General features: G+C 69.3%; 13 protein-coding genes and 1 pseudogene. 11 read left to right on the forward strand and 3 right to left on the reverse strand.

What is annotated here, in order from left to right; all coding sequences use genetic code 11:
• The first annotated feature begins 9 nt into the window (after positions 1 to 9).
• The 4 genes and pseudogenes from BN971_RS06900 to BN971_RS06915 all read left to right on the forward strand — a co-directional run.
• On the forward strand, positions 10 to 1638 hold the full coding sequence (locus BN971_RS06900; protein WP_085180049.1) for a fatty acid--CoA ligase: 1629 nt from the start codon (positions 10 to 12) through the stop codon (positions 1636 to 1638).
• Between the two features lie 304 nt (positions 1639 to 1942).
• Entirely contained in the window at positions 1943 to 2959 is a 1017-nt protein-coding gene (locus BN971_RS06905) for a GHMP family kinase ATP-binding protein (RefSeq protein ID WP_085180077.1), read from the forward strand.
• Positions 2947 to 3564, forward strand: a complete 618-nt coding sequence (locus BN971_RS06910; RefSeq protein ID WP_085180050.1) for a D-sedoheptulose-7-phosphate isomerase — start codon at positions 2947 to 2949, stop codon at positions 3562 to 3564. Before BN971_RS06905 ends, BN971_RS06910 begins: the two co-directional genes overlap by 13 nt.
• Positions 3474 to 4175, forward strand: a pseudogene (locus BN971_RS06915) (D-glycero-alpha-D-manno-heptose-1,7-bisphosphate 7-phosphatase); the annotation flags it as partial. The gene BN971_RS06910 and the pseudogene BN971_RS06915, both read left to right, overlap by 91 nt.
• Here the strand turns inward: BN971_RS06915 and BN971_RS06920 are convergent.
• The gene (locus tag BN971_RS06920; RefSeq protein ID WP_245836606.1) at positions 4093 to 4875 is read right to left on the reverse strand and encodes a WecB/TagA/CpsF family glycosyltransferase; all 783 of its coding nucleotides are present in this window, start codon (positions 4873 to 4875) and stop codon (positions 4093 to 4095) included. The pseudogene BN971_RS06915 and the gene BN971_RS06920 overlap by 83 nt on opposite strands.
• Positions 4876 to 5062: 187 nt before the next feature.
• On the opposite strand from BN971_RS06920, the gene BN971_RS06925 reads away from it, so the two are divergent.
• The 6 genes from BN971_RS06925 (at position 5063) to BN971_RS06950 (ending at position 13482) form a co-directional block, all read left to right on the forward strand.
• The gene (locus BN971_RS06925; RefSeq protein ID WP_372511999.1) at positions 5063 to 6742 is read left to right on the forward strand and encodes a hypothetical protein; all 1680 of its coding nucleotides are present in this window, start codon (positions 5063 to 5065) and stop codon (positions 6740 to 6742) included.
• 170 nt (positions 6743 to 6912) lie between these two features.
• On the forward strand, positions 6913 to 8361 hold the full coding sequence (locus tag BN971_RS06930) for a tyrosine-protein kinase domain-containing protein (RefSeq protein WP_085180052.1): 1449 nt from the start codon (positions 6913 to 6915) through the stop codon (positions 8359 to 8361).
• Positions 8358 to 9830 carry an O-antigen ligase family protein gene (locus BN971_RS06935; RefSeq protein WP_085180053.1) on the forward strand — a complete coding sequence of 491 codons (1473 nt, stop codon included), beginning with the start codon at positions 8358 to 8360 and terminating at the stop codon, positions 9828 to 9830. The genes BN971_RS06930 and BN971_RS06935 overlap by 4 nt, the downstream gene beginning before the upstream one ends.
• 46 nt (positions 9831 to 9876) lie before the next feature.
• Complete coding sequence (locus BN971_RS06940; protein WP_085180054.1) at positions 9877 to 10890, forward strand: glycosyltransferase family 4 protein; 1014 nt, start codon at positions 9877 to 9879, stop codon at positions 10888 to 10890.
• Positions 10877 to 11767, forward strand: coding sequence for an aldo/keto reductase (locus tag BN971_RS06945; protein WP_283159868.1), 891 nt, complete (start codon positions 10877 to 10879; stop codon positions 11765 to 11767). The genes BN971_RS06940 and BN971_RS06945 overlap by 14 nt, the downstream gene beginning before the upstream one ends.
• Positions 11764 to 13482 carry a GMC oxidoreductase gene (locus BN971_RS06950; protein WP_085180056.1) on the forward strand — a complete coding sequence of 573 codons (1719 nt, stop codon included), beginning with the start codon at positions 11764 to 11766 and terminating at the stop codon, positions 13480 to 13482. The genes BN971_RS06945 and BN971_RS06950 overlap by 4 nt, the downstream gene beginning before the upstream one ends.
• On the opposite strand, the gene BN971_RS06955 is transcribed toward BN971_RS06950, so the two are convergent.
• Positions 13425 to 14468: a glycosyltransferase family 4 protein gene (locus BN971_RS06955; RefSeq protein WP_085180057.1), complete on the reverse strand. Its 1044-nt coding sequence runs from the start codon at positions 14466 to 14468 to the stop codon at positions 13425 to 13427. The genes BN971_RS06950 and BN971_RS06955 overlap by 58 nt on opposite strands.
• A gap of 27 nt (positions 14469 to 14495) precedes the next feature.
• Positions 14496 to 15323, reverse strand: a complete 828-nt coding sequence (locus BN971_RS06960) for a class I SAM-dependent methyltransferase (protein ID WP_085180058.1) — start codon at positions 15321 to 15323, stop codon at positions 14496 to 14498.
• A gap of 189 nt (positions 15324 to 15512) precedes the next feature.
• Between BN971_RS06960 and BN971_RS06965 the strand changes: the two genes are divergently transcribed.
• Positions 15513 to 16451 (forward strand): hypothetical protein, encoded by a 939-nt coding sequence (locus BN971_RS06965; protein WP_245836608.1) that lies wholly within the window; start codon positions 15513 to 15515, stop codon positions 16449 to 16451.
• The last annotated feature ends 17 nt before the right edge of the window (positions 16452 to 16468 follow it).

The following is a 16468-nucleotide window of genomic DNA, read 5'->3' on the forward strand; positions in this document are numbered from 1 at the left end:
GGGAGCTCGATGGACAGCACGATGCAGGACTTTCCGTTGACCATCACCGCGATCATGCGGCATGGCTGCGGTGTCCACGGGCCGCGCATCGTCACCACCTTCACCGGCGACGGGTACCGGCAATGCACCTACCGCGAGCTGGGCCGGCACGCCGGCCGGCTGGCGAACGCGCTGCGCCGCGTCGGCGTCACGGGAGGCGAGCGGGTCGCGACGTTCATGTGGAACAACGCCGAGCACCTGACCGCGTACCTGGCGGTGCCGTCGATGGGCGCCGTCCTGCACACCCTCAACATTCGGCTCTTCCCCGAGCAGATCGCCTACGTCGCCAACGAAGCCGAGGACCGGGTGGTGCTGGTCGACGCGTCGTTGGTCGGGTTGCTGGCGCCCATTCTGGGTGAGCTGACGACGGTGCACACGGTGATCGTGGTCGGGGATTGCGACACCGCGCCGCTGCAGGACGCCGGCAAGACCGTGCTGCGCTACTCCGATGCCGTCGCTGCGGAGTCCGCCGACTTCGACTGGCCCCACATCGACGAGCACTCGGCGGCCGCGATGTGCTACACCAGCGGCACCACCGGCAACCCCAAAGGCGTGGTCTACAGCCACCGCTCCAGCTTTCTGCACGCGATGGCGGCGTGCACCAGCAACGGCGTCGGGGTGGGGGCGAGCGACCGCTTGTTGCCCATCGTGCCGATGTTTCACGCCAACGCCTGGGGGCTGCCGTATGCGGCGCTGATGGCCGGTGCCGACCTGGTGCTGCCCGATCGGCACCTGGACGCCGGATCGGTGATCGGCATGGTCGAGACCATGCGGCCCACCCTGGCGGGAGCGGTGCCGACCATCTGGAACGACGTCGCCCACCGCCTCGAACAGGATCCCGACCACGACATCTCGTCGCTGCGGCTGGTCGTCTGCGGGGGTTCCGCCGTCCCGGTCTCGTTGATGCGGACCTTCGAGGAGAAGCACGGCGTGCAGATCCGGCAGCTGTGGGGCATGACGGAGACCTCGCCGATGGCCACCATGGCCTGGCCGCCGCCCGACACGCCCGAGGACCGGCATTGGGACTACCGGGCCACGCAGGGCCAACCGCTGTGCGGCGTGGAGATGCGGATCGTCGACGACGGCGGCGAGGTGCTGCCCAACGATGGCACCGCGGTGGGGGAGGTGGAGGTTCGCGGGCCGTGGATCACCGGGTCGTATTACCTGGGCCGCGACGACTCCAAGTTCGACTCGGGGTGGTTGCGCACCGGCGACGTCGGGCGCCTGGACGAGCGCGGCTTCGTCACCCTGACCGACCGGGCCAAAGACGTCATCAAGTCCGGCGGCGAGTGGATTTCCTCGGTCGAGCTTGAGAACTGCCTGATCGCGCATCCCCACGTCGTCGAGGCGGCGGTGGTGGGGGTCCCCGACGAGCGCTGGCAGGAGCGCCCGCTGGCCGTCGTCGTCTCGAAGCACTCGTCGCTGAGCGCCGAAGAACTGCGAAAGTACCTCGAGGACAAGGTCGCTCGGTGGTGGCTGCCCGAGCGGTGGACGTTCGTCGACGAGATACCGCGCACGAGCGTGGGCAAGTACGACAAGAAAGCCATCAGGGCGCGATACGCCGAGCACGGCTACTGGGTGGTCGAGGCGCGCGACTGACCGCGAGCAGGCGCGCGCGCAACCGGCGCGAGCAGACGCAGAATCGCGTTGTTTCGCCTCCTATCGTGCGATTCTGCGTCTGCTCGCGGCAGAGGGTGACCCGCGGAAAATCCCGCATTTGACGGCGCGCCGGCCTGTTAAGCTAACCGGGCCGCATCGAGACCGAACGCATTGCGGCGCGGACAGGTCCTTTCGTGAGGCGCGGAATGAATTTCTATGGCCCACTGGGAGATTGGCAATGACGGTGGCCGTGACACCAGGCGAGGGTGCTCTCTCGGGGGCCGCGGTACAGCGACGGCCCGCCCTGACGCGTCCGCGAATCCGGGCCCGTGCGCCGCTGCGGATTTCGTTCGCCGGCGGCGGCACCGACGTGCCGCCCTTCCCGTCGACCGAAGGCGGCTGCGTGTTGTCGGCGACCATCGACCGCTACGCCTACGGATCGCTGGCCCCCCGGACCGACCGCAAGGTCACCATCGAGTCGGTGGACTTCAAGACCACCACCGAAATCAGCCTCGACAGCGAGATCCCCTACGACGGCAGCCTGGACCTGATCAAGGCCGCCGTTCGTAGGTTCGGCAGCGAGGGCACCGACGGCTACGACCTGGTGCTGCGTTCCAGCGCCCCGCCGGGTTCGGGGCTGGGCTCCTCGTCGACGATGATGGTCGCGCTCACGGGCCTGCTGGCCGAGCACTACGGCGTGCCGATGGCCGAGTACGAGACCGCCCAGCTGGCCTGCGCCATCGAACGCGAGGACCTCGGCATCACGGGTGGCCTGCAGGACATGTACGCGGCGACCTTCGGCGGATTCAACTTCATCGAGTTCACCGACCGGGTGATCGTGAATCCCCTGCGGATCCGCGAAGAGACCGCCTTCGAGCTCGAACTCAGCCTGCTGCTGTGCTTCACCGGCATCACGCGCGACTCCGCCAGGGTGATCGAGGACCAAACACGGCGGGCCACCACCGGCGCCGACGACACCCTCGCGGGACTGCGGGCCCAGAAGGAACTCGCGGTGGCCATGAAGGCCGCGCTCCTGACGGGCAAGCTGCATGAGTTCGGCGCATTGCTCGGCGAGGCGTGGACGCAGAAGAAACGGATGTCGCCCTACATCAGCAACGAGCACATCGACGAGCTGTACGATCTCGCCCTGCGGAACGGCGCGCTGGGCGGCAAGCTCACCGGGGCCGGCGGCGGCGGCTACATCTTGCTGTTCTGCGACTTCGAAAAGAAGCACCGCCTCATCGAGGCGCTGGTGGCCGCCGGGGCCACCGCGAGCGAATTCGCCTTCGAGGGCAAGGGATTGACCACATGGCCGGCCTGAACACCTCCGACGTCGTGACACCGAGCGAGCGCCTGGTGCAGGAACGGCTCGCGGAGACGATCGCCGTCAAGCAGCGGATGCTGGAGGGTGATTACGCGGCGCAGACCGTCGAGGTCGCGCGGGTCATCATCGGCGCCCTGCGGGCGGGCGGCAAGGTGATCTTCTTCGGCAACGGCGGATCCGCGCAGGACGCAGGGCATCTCGCCGCCGAGCTGATGGGCCGTTTCGCGTTCGACCGTCCGGGCCTGGCGGCGATCAGCCTCCCCGACGCGACGGCGGCGATCACCGCCATCGGCAACGACTATTCCTACGACGAGGTGTTCGCCCGCCAGGTGCTGGCCGCCGGGCGTGCGGGCGATGTCGTGGTCGGTCTCACCACGTCGGGCAACTCGCCGAACGTCGTGCGCGGGCTGGAGGCGGCCGCGGCGGCGGGGATGACCACCGTGACGCTCACCGGCGCGCGCGGCGGCAAGGTGGCCGAGATGGCCGACATCGGCATCCGCGTGCCGAGCGACGACACCGCGCGGATCCAGGAGGCGTGCCTGCACCTGGGTCACACGATCTGCGAAATGGTCGAAGCCGCACTGTTTCCCAGGCCCTCCTGACGGTGGCACCACCCGATCTGCGCGACGTGCGAACCGTCTTCCTGGACCGAGACGGAACGATCAACGTCAAGGCCGCCGCGGGCGAGTACATCCGGTCGCCCGAGGAGCTGGTGCTGCTGCCCGGCGCCGCGAAAGCGGTTGCGGCCCTTAATGCGGCCGGCCTGCGCACGGTCCTGGTGACCAACCAGCGGTGGCTGTCCGAAGATTCCGCGGATCCGGCGTCCTACGCCGCCGTGCACGAACGCCTGGAACAACTTCTGGCGGACGAGGGCGCCCGGCTGGACGCCGCCTATCACTGCCCGCACGCGTCGGCCAGCTGCGACTGTCGCAAACCCGCCGCCGGCCTGTTGTTGCGCGCGGCGCGGGAGCAGGGCCTGGATCTGGCCCGCTCGGTGATGATCGGTGACACCGAAGGCGATGTGCGGGCGGGGCGGGCGGCCGGCGCGGCGACCGTGCTGCTGCGGCGCGGCGTCGGCGATACCTACGGCGCCGACGCTGTGGCCGAAGACCTTGCCGCCGCAGTGCAACTCATCTTGACCGCCCGTGCCGCGCCCGGGGTCCCGCGCGGCCAGCGCGCACACGGTCGACCGTCGCGCGTGCCAAAAGCATGAGGGCATAAGGCAGATCGTCGCGAAGGTAACGGCCGGCGAGGCGGCGCGGTTCCTGCATCAGCCGGTGCAGCCACTCCAGGCCGAGTCGTTGGAGCACCGGATGCGCACGTCGCACGACCCCCGCGGCCATCGGGATGCCGCCCCCGCAACTGAGGCACCAGGCGGCGGGCAGCTCTTGGCGCAGGCGTTCGATGAGGCGCTCCTGCCGGGGGAAGCCCAGGCCGACGAATACCAGGTCCGGGGCGGCGGCCGCCACGGTCGAGAGCACCTCCCGCGTCCCTTCCTCGGTTCGGTCGAACCCGAAGGCGGGGGACAGGGCGCCGGCGACGCGCAGGCCGGAAGTCCGCGCGGCGGGCGCCTCGGCCGCCCGCTCGGGGACCCCTTCGGCGCCGCCGAGGAGGTAGACCGACCGGCCGTCGGCGGCGGCCGCCGCGCTCAACGCGAACAGCAGCGACGAGCCCGCGACGCGTTCGGGAAGCCCGTCGCCCTTGATGCGCGCCGCCCACACCAGGGGCATCCCGTCCGCGATGACGAGCGACGCCCCGGCTATCAGGCGGGCGAGCTCCGGATTCCGGGTGGCCGCACGGGCCACGTCGACATTGACGGGGACGATCGATCCGCCGCGACCGCCGGCCCACGCCTCGCGCACAACGTCGACGACCTGATCCTGGGTGAGCGCGTCGAACGACAGACCGCTCACCTCGACGGTGATTGCCCGACCGGGCTCCGGCGACGTAACTTCTCGAACCCCTTTTCCCTGCGATCGCAGCGTGTTTGCGCCTGAGTATCATGCCCGATCGCGTCGCCGGGTCCTACTACGCGGCGGCACGGCTCGCCGACGCGTTTCCTCTCGTGCCGTGGGGCATTCGCGCCGAGGGCCATCTAGCATCGCAACGGTGGTCGCAACATTGAGGAAAACCGCGGCGGTGCTGTTCGCCTGCTCGGCTCTCGCGCTGAGCGGGTGCGCGCACTCGGGCGGCCCCCTGCCGCTGACCGTCATCTCGAGCCCGGCCATACCGCTGGGCGTTCAGGAGGTGGCCAACCCGCTGCGCGGCCAGTACGAGGACTTGCTGATGCCGCTTTTCCCGCAAGGCAATCCCGCGCAGCGACGGTATCCGCCGTGGCCCGCCGCGCATGACGCCAGCGTGCGGGTGTCCTGGCGCCAATTGCAGCCGACCGACCCCGGCACGCTGCCCCCCGACGCGCCCGACGATCGCAAGTTCGACTTCAGTGTGATCGACGACGCGCTGGCCAAGGCGGCCGCCGGGAACATGCGGCTGAGCCTGCGGGTCTACGCCTACAACTCGTGCTGCGACGTCACCTATGCGAACAACACGAACATCGCCATCCCCGACTGGATGCGGCCCGCGGCCATCGATTACGTCGGGCCCGAAAGGTACTGGTGGACACCCGGTGTGACCCAGGTGGTGCCGAACTGGAACGATCCCCGCTACCTCACCGCTTTCGGGCAGCTGCTCGAGGCGCTCGGTCGCCGCTACGACGGCGACGAGCGGCTGAGCGTTTTCGAGTTCTCCGGCTACGGGGACTTCAGCGAGAACCACATCGCGTATCTTCGGGACAAGCTCGGCGCACCCGGCGCGCCGCCCGACGACAGCATCGCAAAGCTGGGCTACTACAGCCAGTTTCGTGATCAGAGCATCACCAAAGCCGCCATCGCACAACTGGTCGCGGCCAACGTCAACGCCTTCCCCCACACCCAACTGGTGACCACCGCGCTGAACCCGGAGATCGTGCGCCAACTGCTCGCGGACGACGTCACCAAGAAGCTCTCCGCGCCAGCGGGCATCCGCTCGGATTGCCTTGGCGTGCTGTCGCCGCTGCCCGCGTGGGCCGAGGCGGACGGCTCGTACTACGTGCAGAAGAAGGACCCGCTGGTCGGTGCGATCAAGGACCGGATGGCCTCGGCGCTGGTGATCACCGAATGGTGCCAATTGCCCGACGGAGGCGATCCGCGGGCCTACTACGAAAGGGGCCTGCGCGACGTCGTCAAGTACCACGTGTCGATGACGTCGAGCTTCAACTTCCCGGCGGTCGATTCGGCCTCGGCGATGGACCCGGCGTTGTATCTGCTGTGGGCGCAGGCCAACGTCGCCGCCGGCTACCGATATTCGGTCGAGGCGCGGCCGGACTCGCAGTCGGTGCGCGACCGCGTGGCGACCATATCGGTGGTGTGGACCAACCACGGCGCCGCGGCCGCGGTCGAGAAATGGGTTCCCGGCTTTCGGCTGGTGGATTTCTCCGGCGCGGTCGTCCGCACACTCCCTTCCGCCGTGGCGCTGAAGGCGCTGGTCAGCGGGGCCTCCGGCAACGAGCCGGTGCCGGCGTCGTCCAGCGAATCCGTTGCTGTCGACATGGGCGGGTTGGCGCCGGGTTTCTACACGCTGTGCGCATCCGTCGACTGGCAACAGCACAAGCCGGGCGCGTCGCACGTCGTGGACTATCCGCCGATGTCGCTGGCGCGGGGCGGTCGCGACGGCTCCGGGTGCTATCCGCTCGCGACCCTGGACATTCCGCGGGACGAGTCGACTTCTGCGCCCGGCCAGTGAGCGGCATTCTGGGTCGCCAGCAAAGTCTCCGACCACCCACGATGCCCCCATTTTGGTTGCGACCATGCAGCACGTGATGCTGCATAATGTCCAAGGGGCTTTTCGCGGCGGTGGTGAAGCAAAACAATATCGACGCGAACCGAACGGCCCCGGCTGAGAAAGGCTAGTGGATGGATTTCCGCACCTTCGTCCAGGTTCTTCTTGCGCACTGGAAGCTAGCCCTGGGCGCGCTGCTGGCGTGCACCATCGGCGCGGCGGCCGTCACCGCGCTGCAGACGAAGCATTACCAGTCGACGGCGACCGTGCTCATCTCGTTTCCCGGCGCCACGGACCTGACCGAGCTGTACAACGGGACGCTCACCGCCCAGGAACGGCTGTCGTCGTACGCACAGATCGCCGGCGGTCGCACCGTGGCCGCGCGCGCGATCACTCAGATCCAGGCCCCGATCAGCGCCGACGACCTGGTAAGCCAGACGCAGGTGAAATACACCGCGAAGTCGATGCTGTTCACGATCAGCGTCAAGGACACCGACCCTGGGCGCGCCGCGGCGCTGGCCGGAGCGATGGCCGACCAATTCGCCGCCCTCGTCCCGACCCTGGGGGCGAACGCGGGGCCGAACGGCCGCGACGCGCCGGGACCCCGGACGCAACCCGGCGAGCCCACCACGGGCCCCGGCCTGCCGGCCGAAGGGCCGGCACCGCCGACGTCGAAGCCGATGCCGGTCGCCCGGGCCAAGGTGGTCGAGCCGCCCCGCATCCCCGATCATCCGATCACGCCGGTGCCGGTGCGCAACGTGGCGATGGGGTTCGTCGCCGGGATCCTGCTGGGCATCGCGGTGGCGGTGACCCGCGAGGCCGCCGATCGCACCGTGCGCAATCGCCAAAAACTGGAACAGCTTTCGGGCTTGCCGACGCTGGCGGAGTTGCCCGGAAAGCGCGGCAGCGCGCCGCGGTTCGGCACCGACGCCGCCCTCGACGACGCCGTGCGGGGATTGCGCGCGCGGCTGCTTCGGGCCATGGGGCCCGATGCCCGGCGAGTGCTGCTCGCGGCGCCCTTCGGCGGCGAGGGAACGACGATGACGGCGGTCAACCTGTCGATGGCGCTCGCCGAAATCGGCGAGGACGTCCTGCTTGTCGAGGGCGATACCCGCCGCAACGTCATCGCCGGCTTGCTCAGAGTCGAATCGGGGGAGGGGCTGGGCAATGCGCTGGCCAATCCCGAGATCGCTCCCGAAGCCGTCAAGCCGACGCCGATTTCGAAGCTGTTCGTTCTCGCGTCGCGAGCCGTCCGCCGCGAAACCCTGCCGTGCAGCGCGTATTTGCCCGGAGTCGTCGACGGAGTGCTGCTGCAGTTGTCGTCGCATTTCGATCGCATCGTGGTCGACGGCCCGCCGGTGCTCGCCGCGGCCGACAGTGCCGTGCTGGCCGGCGCGGTTCAAGCCACCGTGCTGGTGGTGCGGGCCGGTCGAACCACCGTCGACGAACTGAACGACGCCCTGACCACGCTGCGCTCGGCCGGCGCCGAGATCGTCGGCACGGTGCTGACCGACGCGCGGCCTTCCCTGCACGTGCGGGCCGCGGTCAAGAACTACCGGGCAAAGGTCAGCGGGCAGGCGTGATCCCCTACCTGCGCAGCCGTCATCGCCTCGCGGTGGACGCGGCGCTCTTGGCGGTCTTCGTGTTCGGGTGCTTCGTCTTCGGCGTGCTGTCGGTGCGCCGGACCACCGAGGGCGTGTTGCTGATCGCCGCGTTGTTCTGCCTGGTGGTGTTCTGGGTGAAACGCGAAGGGATGGTGGGGGTTGCGCTGTTCGGAGCGTTCGCGGCCCTGCCCGAAGGCCTGCACGTCGGCAAGGTGATCGGCCCGGTGGCGATCTTCGCCTACCAAATCGCCGCGCTGCTGGCGATCCTGTACCTGCTCCCACTGGTCAAGCTGCGGTTCTCCGACTACGTGCTGCCGGGCGCGTTCACGTTGACCGTGGCGTATTACACCGTGGTCGGGTTGGAGAGCGGGCATGACACCACGATGGTCATGCGCGAGTGCACGACGTTGCTCGAGATGGTGGTCGGGTTCGTGCTGGGCATGTTGGTCGTCTACGGCGACTACGTCAAATGGTGCATCCGGGTGATGGTCGTCATCCTGTGGTTTTCGGCGTTCATGGCGATAGTCAGTTCCCTGCACGCGATCCGGCTGGCCGGCCGGGCGGAAAACCTGGAGGAGGCCACGGGCGCCGGGCAGGCACTGCGCATCGTCTTGTCCACCCAGACGCCGGCGACCGCGGCGCTGAGCGCGCTGACCGCCGCCGCGATCGTCGGGCGGGGAAGGGCCGCAGTGTTTTTCGCGCTGGGTCCGCCGGCGTTGATCATTTCGCTGTTGTCCTTCTCCCGCAACACGCTGATCGCCGTGGGCGTGGCGGCCGTGGTCGCGTTCCTGGCCAGCTTCGGCTGGCATGCCCTGCGCCGGACTGCCGTCGTCACCGCGATGGGTGCGGTCGTGTTCGCGCTGACCGTCCCGGGATCGCTGTTCCTGCTGCAGCATTCGGAGGCCGGCGCATGGCTCAGCGATCAGTTCACCGCGTTCAATCAGCGGGTTTTCGGCGGGATCTCGGCGAGCGCGCTCGCCACCGACGAGTCGACGCTGGACAGGCTGCGGGAGAACGCGCAACTCAACCACGCCATCGCCCAGGCGCCGCTGTTCGGCCACGGCCTGGGCTATGCATACCAGCTGCCGCACGGCAACGACCCGAACGCCTTCGCCTGGAAACTGGGCCCGACCTACTCCCACCTGTTCTACCAATGGTGGCTCGCCAAAGCCGGGGCGGTCGGCATGGTCGTGTTCGCCTGGTTCGCGCTCACCCCGATCTTCGCGGCGCTGCGCCGCGCGTCGGCGCCGGCCAAGATCAGCGCGGCGGTCACCGCCGGCCTGCTGGCGATATCCGCCGTCTGGCCGCTGCCCGAGATGCCGATGGACGCGCTGGCTCTGGGCCTGGCGTTGGGGGCGACGATGGGGTTCGCCGGCGTGCGTCGCAGGCCCCGGGACGCCGCCGGAGACGGGGTGGAGAGTCCGCAACTGGAGCCCGCCGCGTGCTGAGCCTCCCTGTAGCGATGCGCTCGCGGACCGGTGGCGCGGACGGAACATGATCGCGGTCACGCACGTGGGGCCCGACATGTACAGCTTCGGCGGAACGCAGTCGGTGATCCGGGTCATCCGCGACAACAAGATCGGCGCCGACGACATCCGCGTCCTGTCGACCTGGAACGGGCGGCACCACCTGAAAAACTTCCTCCTCACGGCCCGCGCGGGCATGACGCTGGCCCGCACCCCGCGGACGACGATCGTGCACTTCCACATGGCCAACGGCGGGGCCTGGCTGCGGGAGGGACCGCTGATCCGGCTCGCCAGGGCACGAGGTTTCCGGGTGATCGTCACGATCCACGGCTCGGACTTCCCCGAGTTCGCCCGGTCGCGGCCGCGCTTCGTGGGGGCGACCCTCGCGCGTGCCGATCACGTGATCCTGCTCTCGGAGGCAGCGCGGGCGGCCGCGCTGGAGGTCGCCCCGTCGGTGACCACCTCCATCGTGGCCAACCCCGTCCCGATCGACCGGGACGCACCCGGCGCCGCCTCGACGCCACCGGTGGCGCTGTTTGCCGGCACCATCGGCTACCGCAAGGGCGTCGACGTGCTCGTCGCGGCCTGGCGGCTGCTCCTCGCCGAGGGAATCGAAGGGTCGGTCCGGATACTGGGTCCGGTCGACGACTATGCGCCGCCACCCACCGAGCGGATCTCGGTCGAGCCCGCGGTGCACCCGGACGGCATTCGTGAGCTGCTGCGATCGGTGCGGGTCGTGGTGCTCCCCTCGCGCGCCGAGGCGATGCCGATGATCCTCACCGAGGCCCTCGCGGGGGCGCGTCCCTTCGTGTCGACGCCCGTGGGCGCCATACCGGAAATCGCGTCGGACCCGCGCATGCTGGTTCCGGTTGGTGATGCGCCCGCGTTGGCCGCGGCGGTCGGTGACTACCTGCGCGACCCGGGGCTGGCCGAACGCGACGGGCTGCGCGGACAGACGCATATCGCGGCGACCCGCAGCCCCGAGGTCATCGATGCGGAGCTCCGGCGGATTTACCAGGGCTGCGGCGTTGGAGCGGGTTGAACTTTCCGGACCGCGCCTCACGGTGAGCGCGGTCGGCTTCGGATGCGGTGGCCTGATGCAGTCGCCGTCGCGTAAGGAGCGGATGGCCGTGCTCGGCAGCGCGGTCGAGTGCGGCATCACCCACTTCGACACGGCCCGCATGTACGGCCTGGGAATGGCCGAGGCCGAACTCGGGGTGTTCCTGCGCACGGTCCGGCGGGACAGCGTCACCGTCGCCACCAAGTTCGGGATCGACGCCGGCGGCGCCGCCGCCGTCAAGCGGCGCCAGGAGCCGGACCCGACCGCCCGGGTGTACGACGCGGCCATCGCGGCGCGCAGCCTCGAGGAGAGCCTCGCGGCACTCGGCGTCGACCACGTCGACATCCTGTTCGTTCACGGCCCGCGGCCCGGCGACACGGTCGCGACCGAGGAACTGCGCGACTTCTTCGAACGCGCCCGCGACCAGGGCAAGATCCGCGCCTGGGGCGTCTCTCAGGACGAGGGGTTCGACGTCGATTTCGCGGAGCCCTTCGCGCCCGACGGGGTAAGCCAGCTGCGCGGCGACCTGCTCGGCCCCCCGCCGCGTCCAGCGGACCTGGTGTTCGGGGTGCTCAACCGGCCGTACGCGACGCTGACGGCGGCGTTGCGGTCGGACACCGGAATGGCGACGCGCTGGCGCGAGGCGCTCGGTCTCGATCCGCTCGCCGACGGGGCGCTGCCGCGGCTGATCCTCGGGTCCTCGGTCGGCGCGACGGGTTGCCGCGCAATGCTTTACAGCACCACCAGGCCGCGGCGCGTCGCCGAAGCGGCGGCCGCCGTCTCGTCGCCGCCCGACCCGGAGACCCTGGCGCGGTTCCTCGGTCTCGTCCGCGAATTCCGCGAGGGTGGCGCCACGTGATCCGCGGCCGTGGCGACTTCACCCCGGGCATGACGATCGATACCGACGTCGTGGTCGTCGGCGCGGGTCCGATCGGTATCGTGACGGCGCTGGAGCTGGCGAGTGCGGGCGTGCGGGTTGCGCTGATCGAAAGCGGGCTCAAGCGCTCGGATCACGCCGCGCAGGACCTCGCGGATTTCGACTCGCGGCAGGACGACTACTTCCACCCGCGCAGCGAGGTGATGGTCCGCCGGCAGGTGGGCGGAACGTCGGCGCTGTGGGGCGGGCGCTGCGTCAAGTTCGACGCGATCGACTACGAGGACCGGCCGCTCACCGCCGAGGCGCCCTGGCCGATCGGGTACGACGACGTCGAGCCCTACCTGCAGCGGGCCTGCGACTGGACGGGCTGCGGGCGGGCGGTGTTCAACGCGCGCGAGGTCCCGGAACTCGCCCGCCGGGACATGGTGGCGGGCCTGCCCGATGCCGGCGTGCGCACCACCGACCTCGAACGCTGGTCTTTACCAACGCGTTTCGGGCTCCAGTACCGGGCCGTGCTGCGGGACTCCGCGTGCCTGACGCTGTGGACGGGCCTGACGTGCACCGAGGTCGTCACCAGTGACGCCGGGGACACCGTCGACCACCTCGTCATCAAGGCGCTCGACGGCGGGGAGGGACGAGTCGTCGCGGCCGACTACGTCCTCGCCACGGGCGGTTTGGAGGCGACGCGGCTGTTGCTCGCCTCCGATCGCCACCATCCGGCGGGGCTGGGCAACGCGGGCGGGCACCTGGGGCGCTGGTACATGTCGCACGTCGAGGGCCGAGTGGCGCGCGTGCAATTTTCCACCGACGACGTCATTTACGACCACGAGCGCGACGGCGACGGCGTCTACGTCCGGCGCCGCTTCACCTTCAGTCCCGACGTGCAGCGCGAACTCGGGATCCCGAATGCGGCCGTCTGGATGGTGAATCCGCCGATCGGTGACCCCGCGCATCGCAGCGGCATTCTCTCGGGCGTCTATCTCACCCTGATCTCACCGCTGGGCCGCTTCCTGCTCGCGGCGGCGATTCGGGAGACCCACACCAAATCCGAGGGGCCACCGCGGATCCTGGCGCATCTGGGCAATATCGCGCGGGACCTGCTCCCGTCGATCCGGTTCGCGGTCACCTTCTTCTACGCGCGATTCCTCCGCAGGGGCCGCAAGGCCCCGGGGTTCTTCGTCAAGAGTCCCGCCAACCGCTACCTGCTCCACTACCACGGCGAGCACCTGCCCCACTGGGAAAGCCGGGTCGAACTGACCGACGAGCGCGATGCGCTCGGCATGCGCAGAGTCCGCACCCGCATGCATCTCTCCGACGCCGACTACGAAAGCGTGCGCAAGGCAATCGATCTCATCGACGCACACCTTCGCCGCCACGGCGCCGGACGGGTGGAGTGGCTGACCGAGGACGTCGAGGGCTCGGTGCACGCGTTCATGAAGGGCTACGCCGGGTTTCACCAGGCCGGCACCACGAGGATGTCGGCGACCCCGGACGGCGGCGTGGTGGACCCCAATCTCCAAGTCCACGGTGTGCGTGGGCTTTACGTCGCGAGCACGTCCGTCCTGCCGACGTCGAGCCAGGCCAACCCGACGCTGGTCGGGGTCGCGCTGGGGGTCCGGCTCGCCGAGCGCCTCGCCGGTCAGCGCCGACGGGCCAGCACCTCGGCGATGACCTCCAAGAAGCGCTCCGCGACATGATCGACGGCGCATCGGCTCGCGTAGTGGCGCGCCGCCTCGGCCCCCAGCGTCGCCGCGGTGACCGGATCGGCCAGCAGGTCGAACGCCGCGGTGAGCTCCGCCACGTCGTCGATCCCGATTGGCGGACAGCCCGGCGGCTGGTATTCGGGCAAGGCCCCGGCGGTCGACACGATCGGCATGACGCCCAACTGCATCGAGAGCACCTGCACGCCGCTCTGTGACGCCCGCCGGTAGTGGGCGATCGAACCCTTCGCCGCGGCCAGCACCGGAATGACGTCGGAGTAGCGGTAGCTGCCGCTGCGCCAGCGCACGTGCTTGGGCAGCGATCCGGCATCCAGCGTCCCGCCCCCGATGAGCACGAGGTCGTCCCCGCGCCAGCCGCCACCGCCGACGTGGCGCTGCCAGGCCTCGAGCACGACGTCGGCGTTCTTGTATGGGTTGAGCCGGCCGAACATGACGAAGTCGTGGCGGCCCTCGGGGCCCACAAAGGGCGGGACCCGGTGCGGGTCGATGTCGCTGGCGAGCGGCACGACGTGCACCGGGGTGCCCGCCACGTCGCGGTTCCCGGCCACGGCCGACGCGACGTAGTCGCTGTAGGTGATGGTGGCCGCCGAGCGGGCGCCCCAGCGGTCGAACACCGCGCGCTCGTAGGCCGGTCGCTGTTCGTCGGGATCGTGCGGCCGATCGTCGTGGACCACCTGGATGCGGGGAACCCGCCCGGCCAACGCGATCCAGCGCGGGTCGCGGACGATTTCGGCGATCACGACGTCGGGCCGGTACTTGCGGATTCGGCGCCACGCCTTCAGGGTCGGGAGCCAGGTGGCGGCCGATCGGAACCGCGGATCGAGCACCAGCTCGTAGTCCCGCGCGGCGTCGGACTCCGGATGCCGGTCGGAGGTGACCAGCAGGACGTCGGCGCCGTGCCGCATCAGCGCTTCGGACTGGACGCGCACCGCCGGCCGGGTCCACGGCGAAAGCCACAGCACCCGAGGCGATTTCACGAGACGGCGGCTTTACGTGTCATTGTTCTCATTGGCGTGCAGGAAGATGTCGGCGTCGGTCCACATCCGGGTCTCGAGCGCGCGCCGCGGCCAGCCCTGCAGCAGCGCGGTCACCCGCGGCGAGGCGAGCAACCGCCACGCCACGGGGTTGATCTTCGCTCGCGTCCAGATGTGGATGCCCATGCCCCCCAGCGCCCACCATCGGGTCTTGGAGGTGTGGAACTGCATGCCGAAGCGCCTGCCGATGAGCTCGAGCGTCGACTTCTGATAGAAGGTGATGTGCTGCCCGGTGGCGAAGGCGTAGTACATCCATTCCTCCGGCAGCGGGGGTGCTCCGTCGAAGAGTTCCGTCGTGAAGATGATGGTGTCGGTGCCGGTGCTCTCCAGGAGCTCGGCCACGAACGCGACCGGGTCGGCAAGGTGTTCCATCACCTCGAACGCGGTGACCGCGGTGTACGGGCCGCCGGGGCCGGCGTCCGCCTCGAAGCCCCGCGCGGTCAGGTTGGGGGAGTGCTTGTCCGCCCAGTAGTAGTCGAAGCCGGCGTCTCGCATCAGGCGGGTGAAAAGCCCGTAGCCGCCGGCCGCATCGAGGTAGCGGCCGTTGCGATCGAACAGAAAGTACAGCAGCACCGACAGCGCGCGCGAAAGATACAGGTTGCGCCACAGGATGGTGGTGTCGGCCGCCGCCACGGGGCTCGCATACGCCTCGTCCAGCCAGTGCGGCTCTTCGGTCTGCAGGCCGCCGCAGTTGCTGCACAAGTAGAAGCCGCAGTCGTACTTGTCGAGCACCTGGTGTGTGAACGCCAGCCGGGTGCCGGAACTGCAGATGCGGCACAGCATGCTCTGGAATCCTCCTGACGCTCCCGCGGCATCAGCGAACCCGGGAGAGGACAACGCAGAACCTACGGCACGCGCGGCGCGCTGGGCAAGTCATGCCGGCACTTTGATGCGGGGCCGCGCGACGGCGCCCGCGTCCTCATTTGCGGTGGCGTGCACCGGCAATCGTGGCTGGGCTACCGGGATTCCGGCGTGCCGCTGGTCGGCGGCCGCGTCCTGGCACGGCGCAGTTGGCATGGTAGCTTTAGTCCCCAAATGGCCAGAAGCGCGACACCGCCGCCCAAAAGGTCGCTCAGGCAGAAGATCCGGCGTCTCGCCGGAACTGAGACGCGCGACCAGCTCAAGGATCTGATCCTTTTCGACCACTCACAGTCGCTGAAGGCCAACCATCCAAATCCGCTCAACCGCGCCGGGAAGAAGTGTTTCTCCGCGACCGACGAGGACGGGATAACGCTGGAGATCCTGCGCCGCATCGGCCTGCTCGAAGACGGCGTATTCGGTGAGTTCGGCGTCGGCGACGGGACGGAGAACAACACGCTGATCCTCGCCGCGCTCGGCTGGAAGGGCTTCTGGGTCGGCGGCCAGGACCTGGCCGTCGCATGGGAAGACAACCCCCGCTTCACCTACGCGAAGGCGTGGATCACCGCGGACAACATCGTGGCGCTCAGCCGCTCGTGCCTGCAGAGAATCGGCGCCACCCGCCTCGACGTGGTCTCCCTCGACCTGGATGGCAACGACATCTATTTGGTCGAAAAGCTGTTGGCGGACGGTATCCGGCCGAAACTCTTCATCGTCGAGTACAACGGCAAGTTCCCGCCCCCGGTGAAATTTCAGATCGCCTACGACCCCGACCACGTCTGGCAGTCCGACGACTACTTCGGCGCATCGCTGTCCAGTTATGCGGCGCTGTTCGCCCGCTTCGAGTATCGCCTGGTGTGCTGCAATTCCCATTCGGGTTCGGATGCCTTCTTCGTCGACGCGTCCGTGTCGCAGCATTTCGCGGACGTGCCGACGGACATCGGCCAGATCTACGTGGAGCCGCGTTACTTCCTCTACGGGGGTTTCGGGCAGCACAAAACGTCGCCCCGCACGGTCGCCAAGATCCTGGGAATGCGCGGCGACGTACCCTGATCCGCGGAAGTGGGTGC

The sequence above is a fragment of the Mycobacterium bohemicum DSM 44277 genome (genome assembly GCF_001053185.1).
GTDB lineage: Bacteria > Actinomycetota > Actinomycetes > Mycobacteriales > Mycobacteriaceae > Mycobacterium > Mycobacterium bohemicum.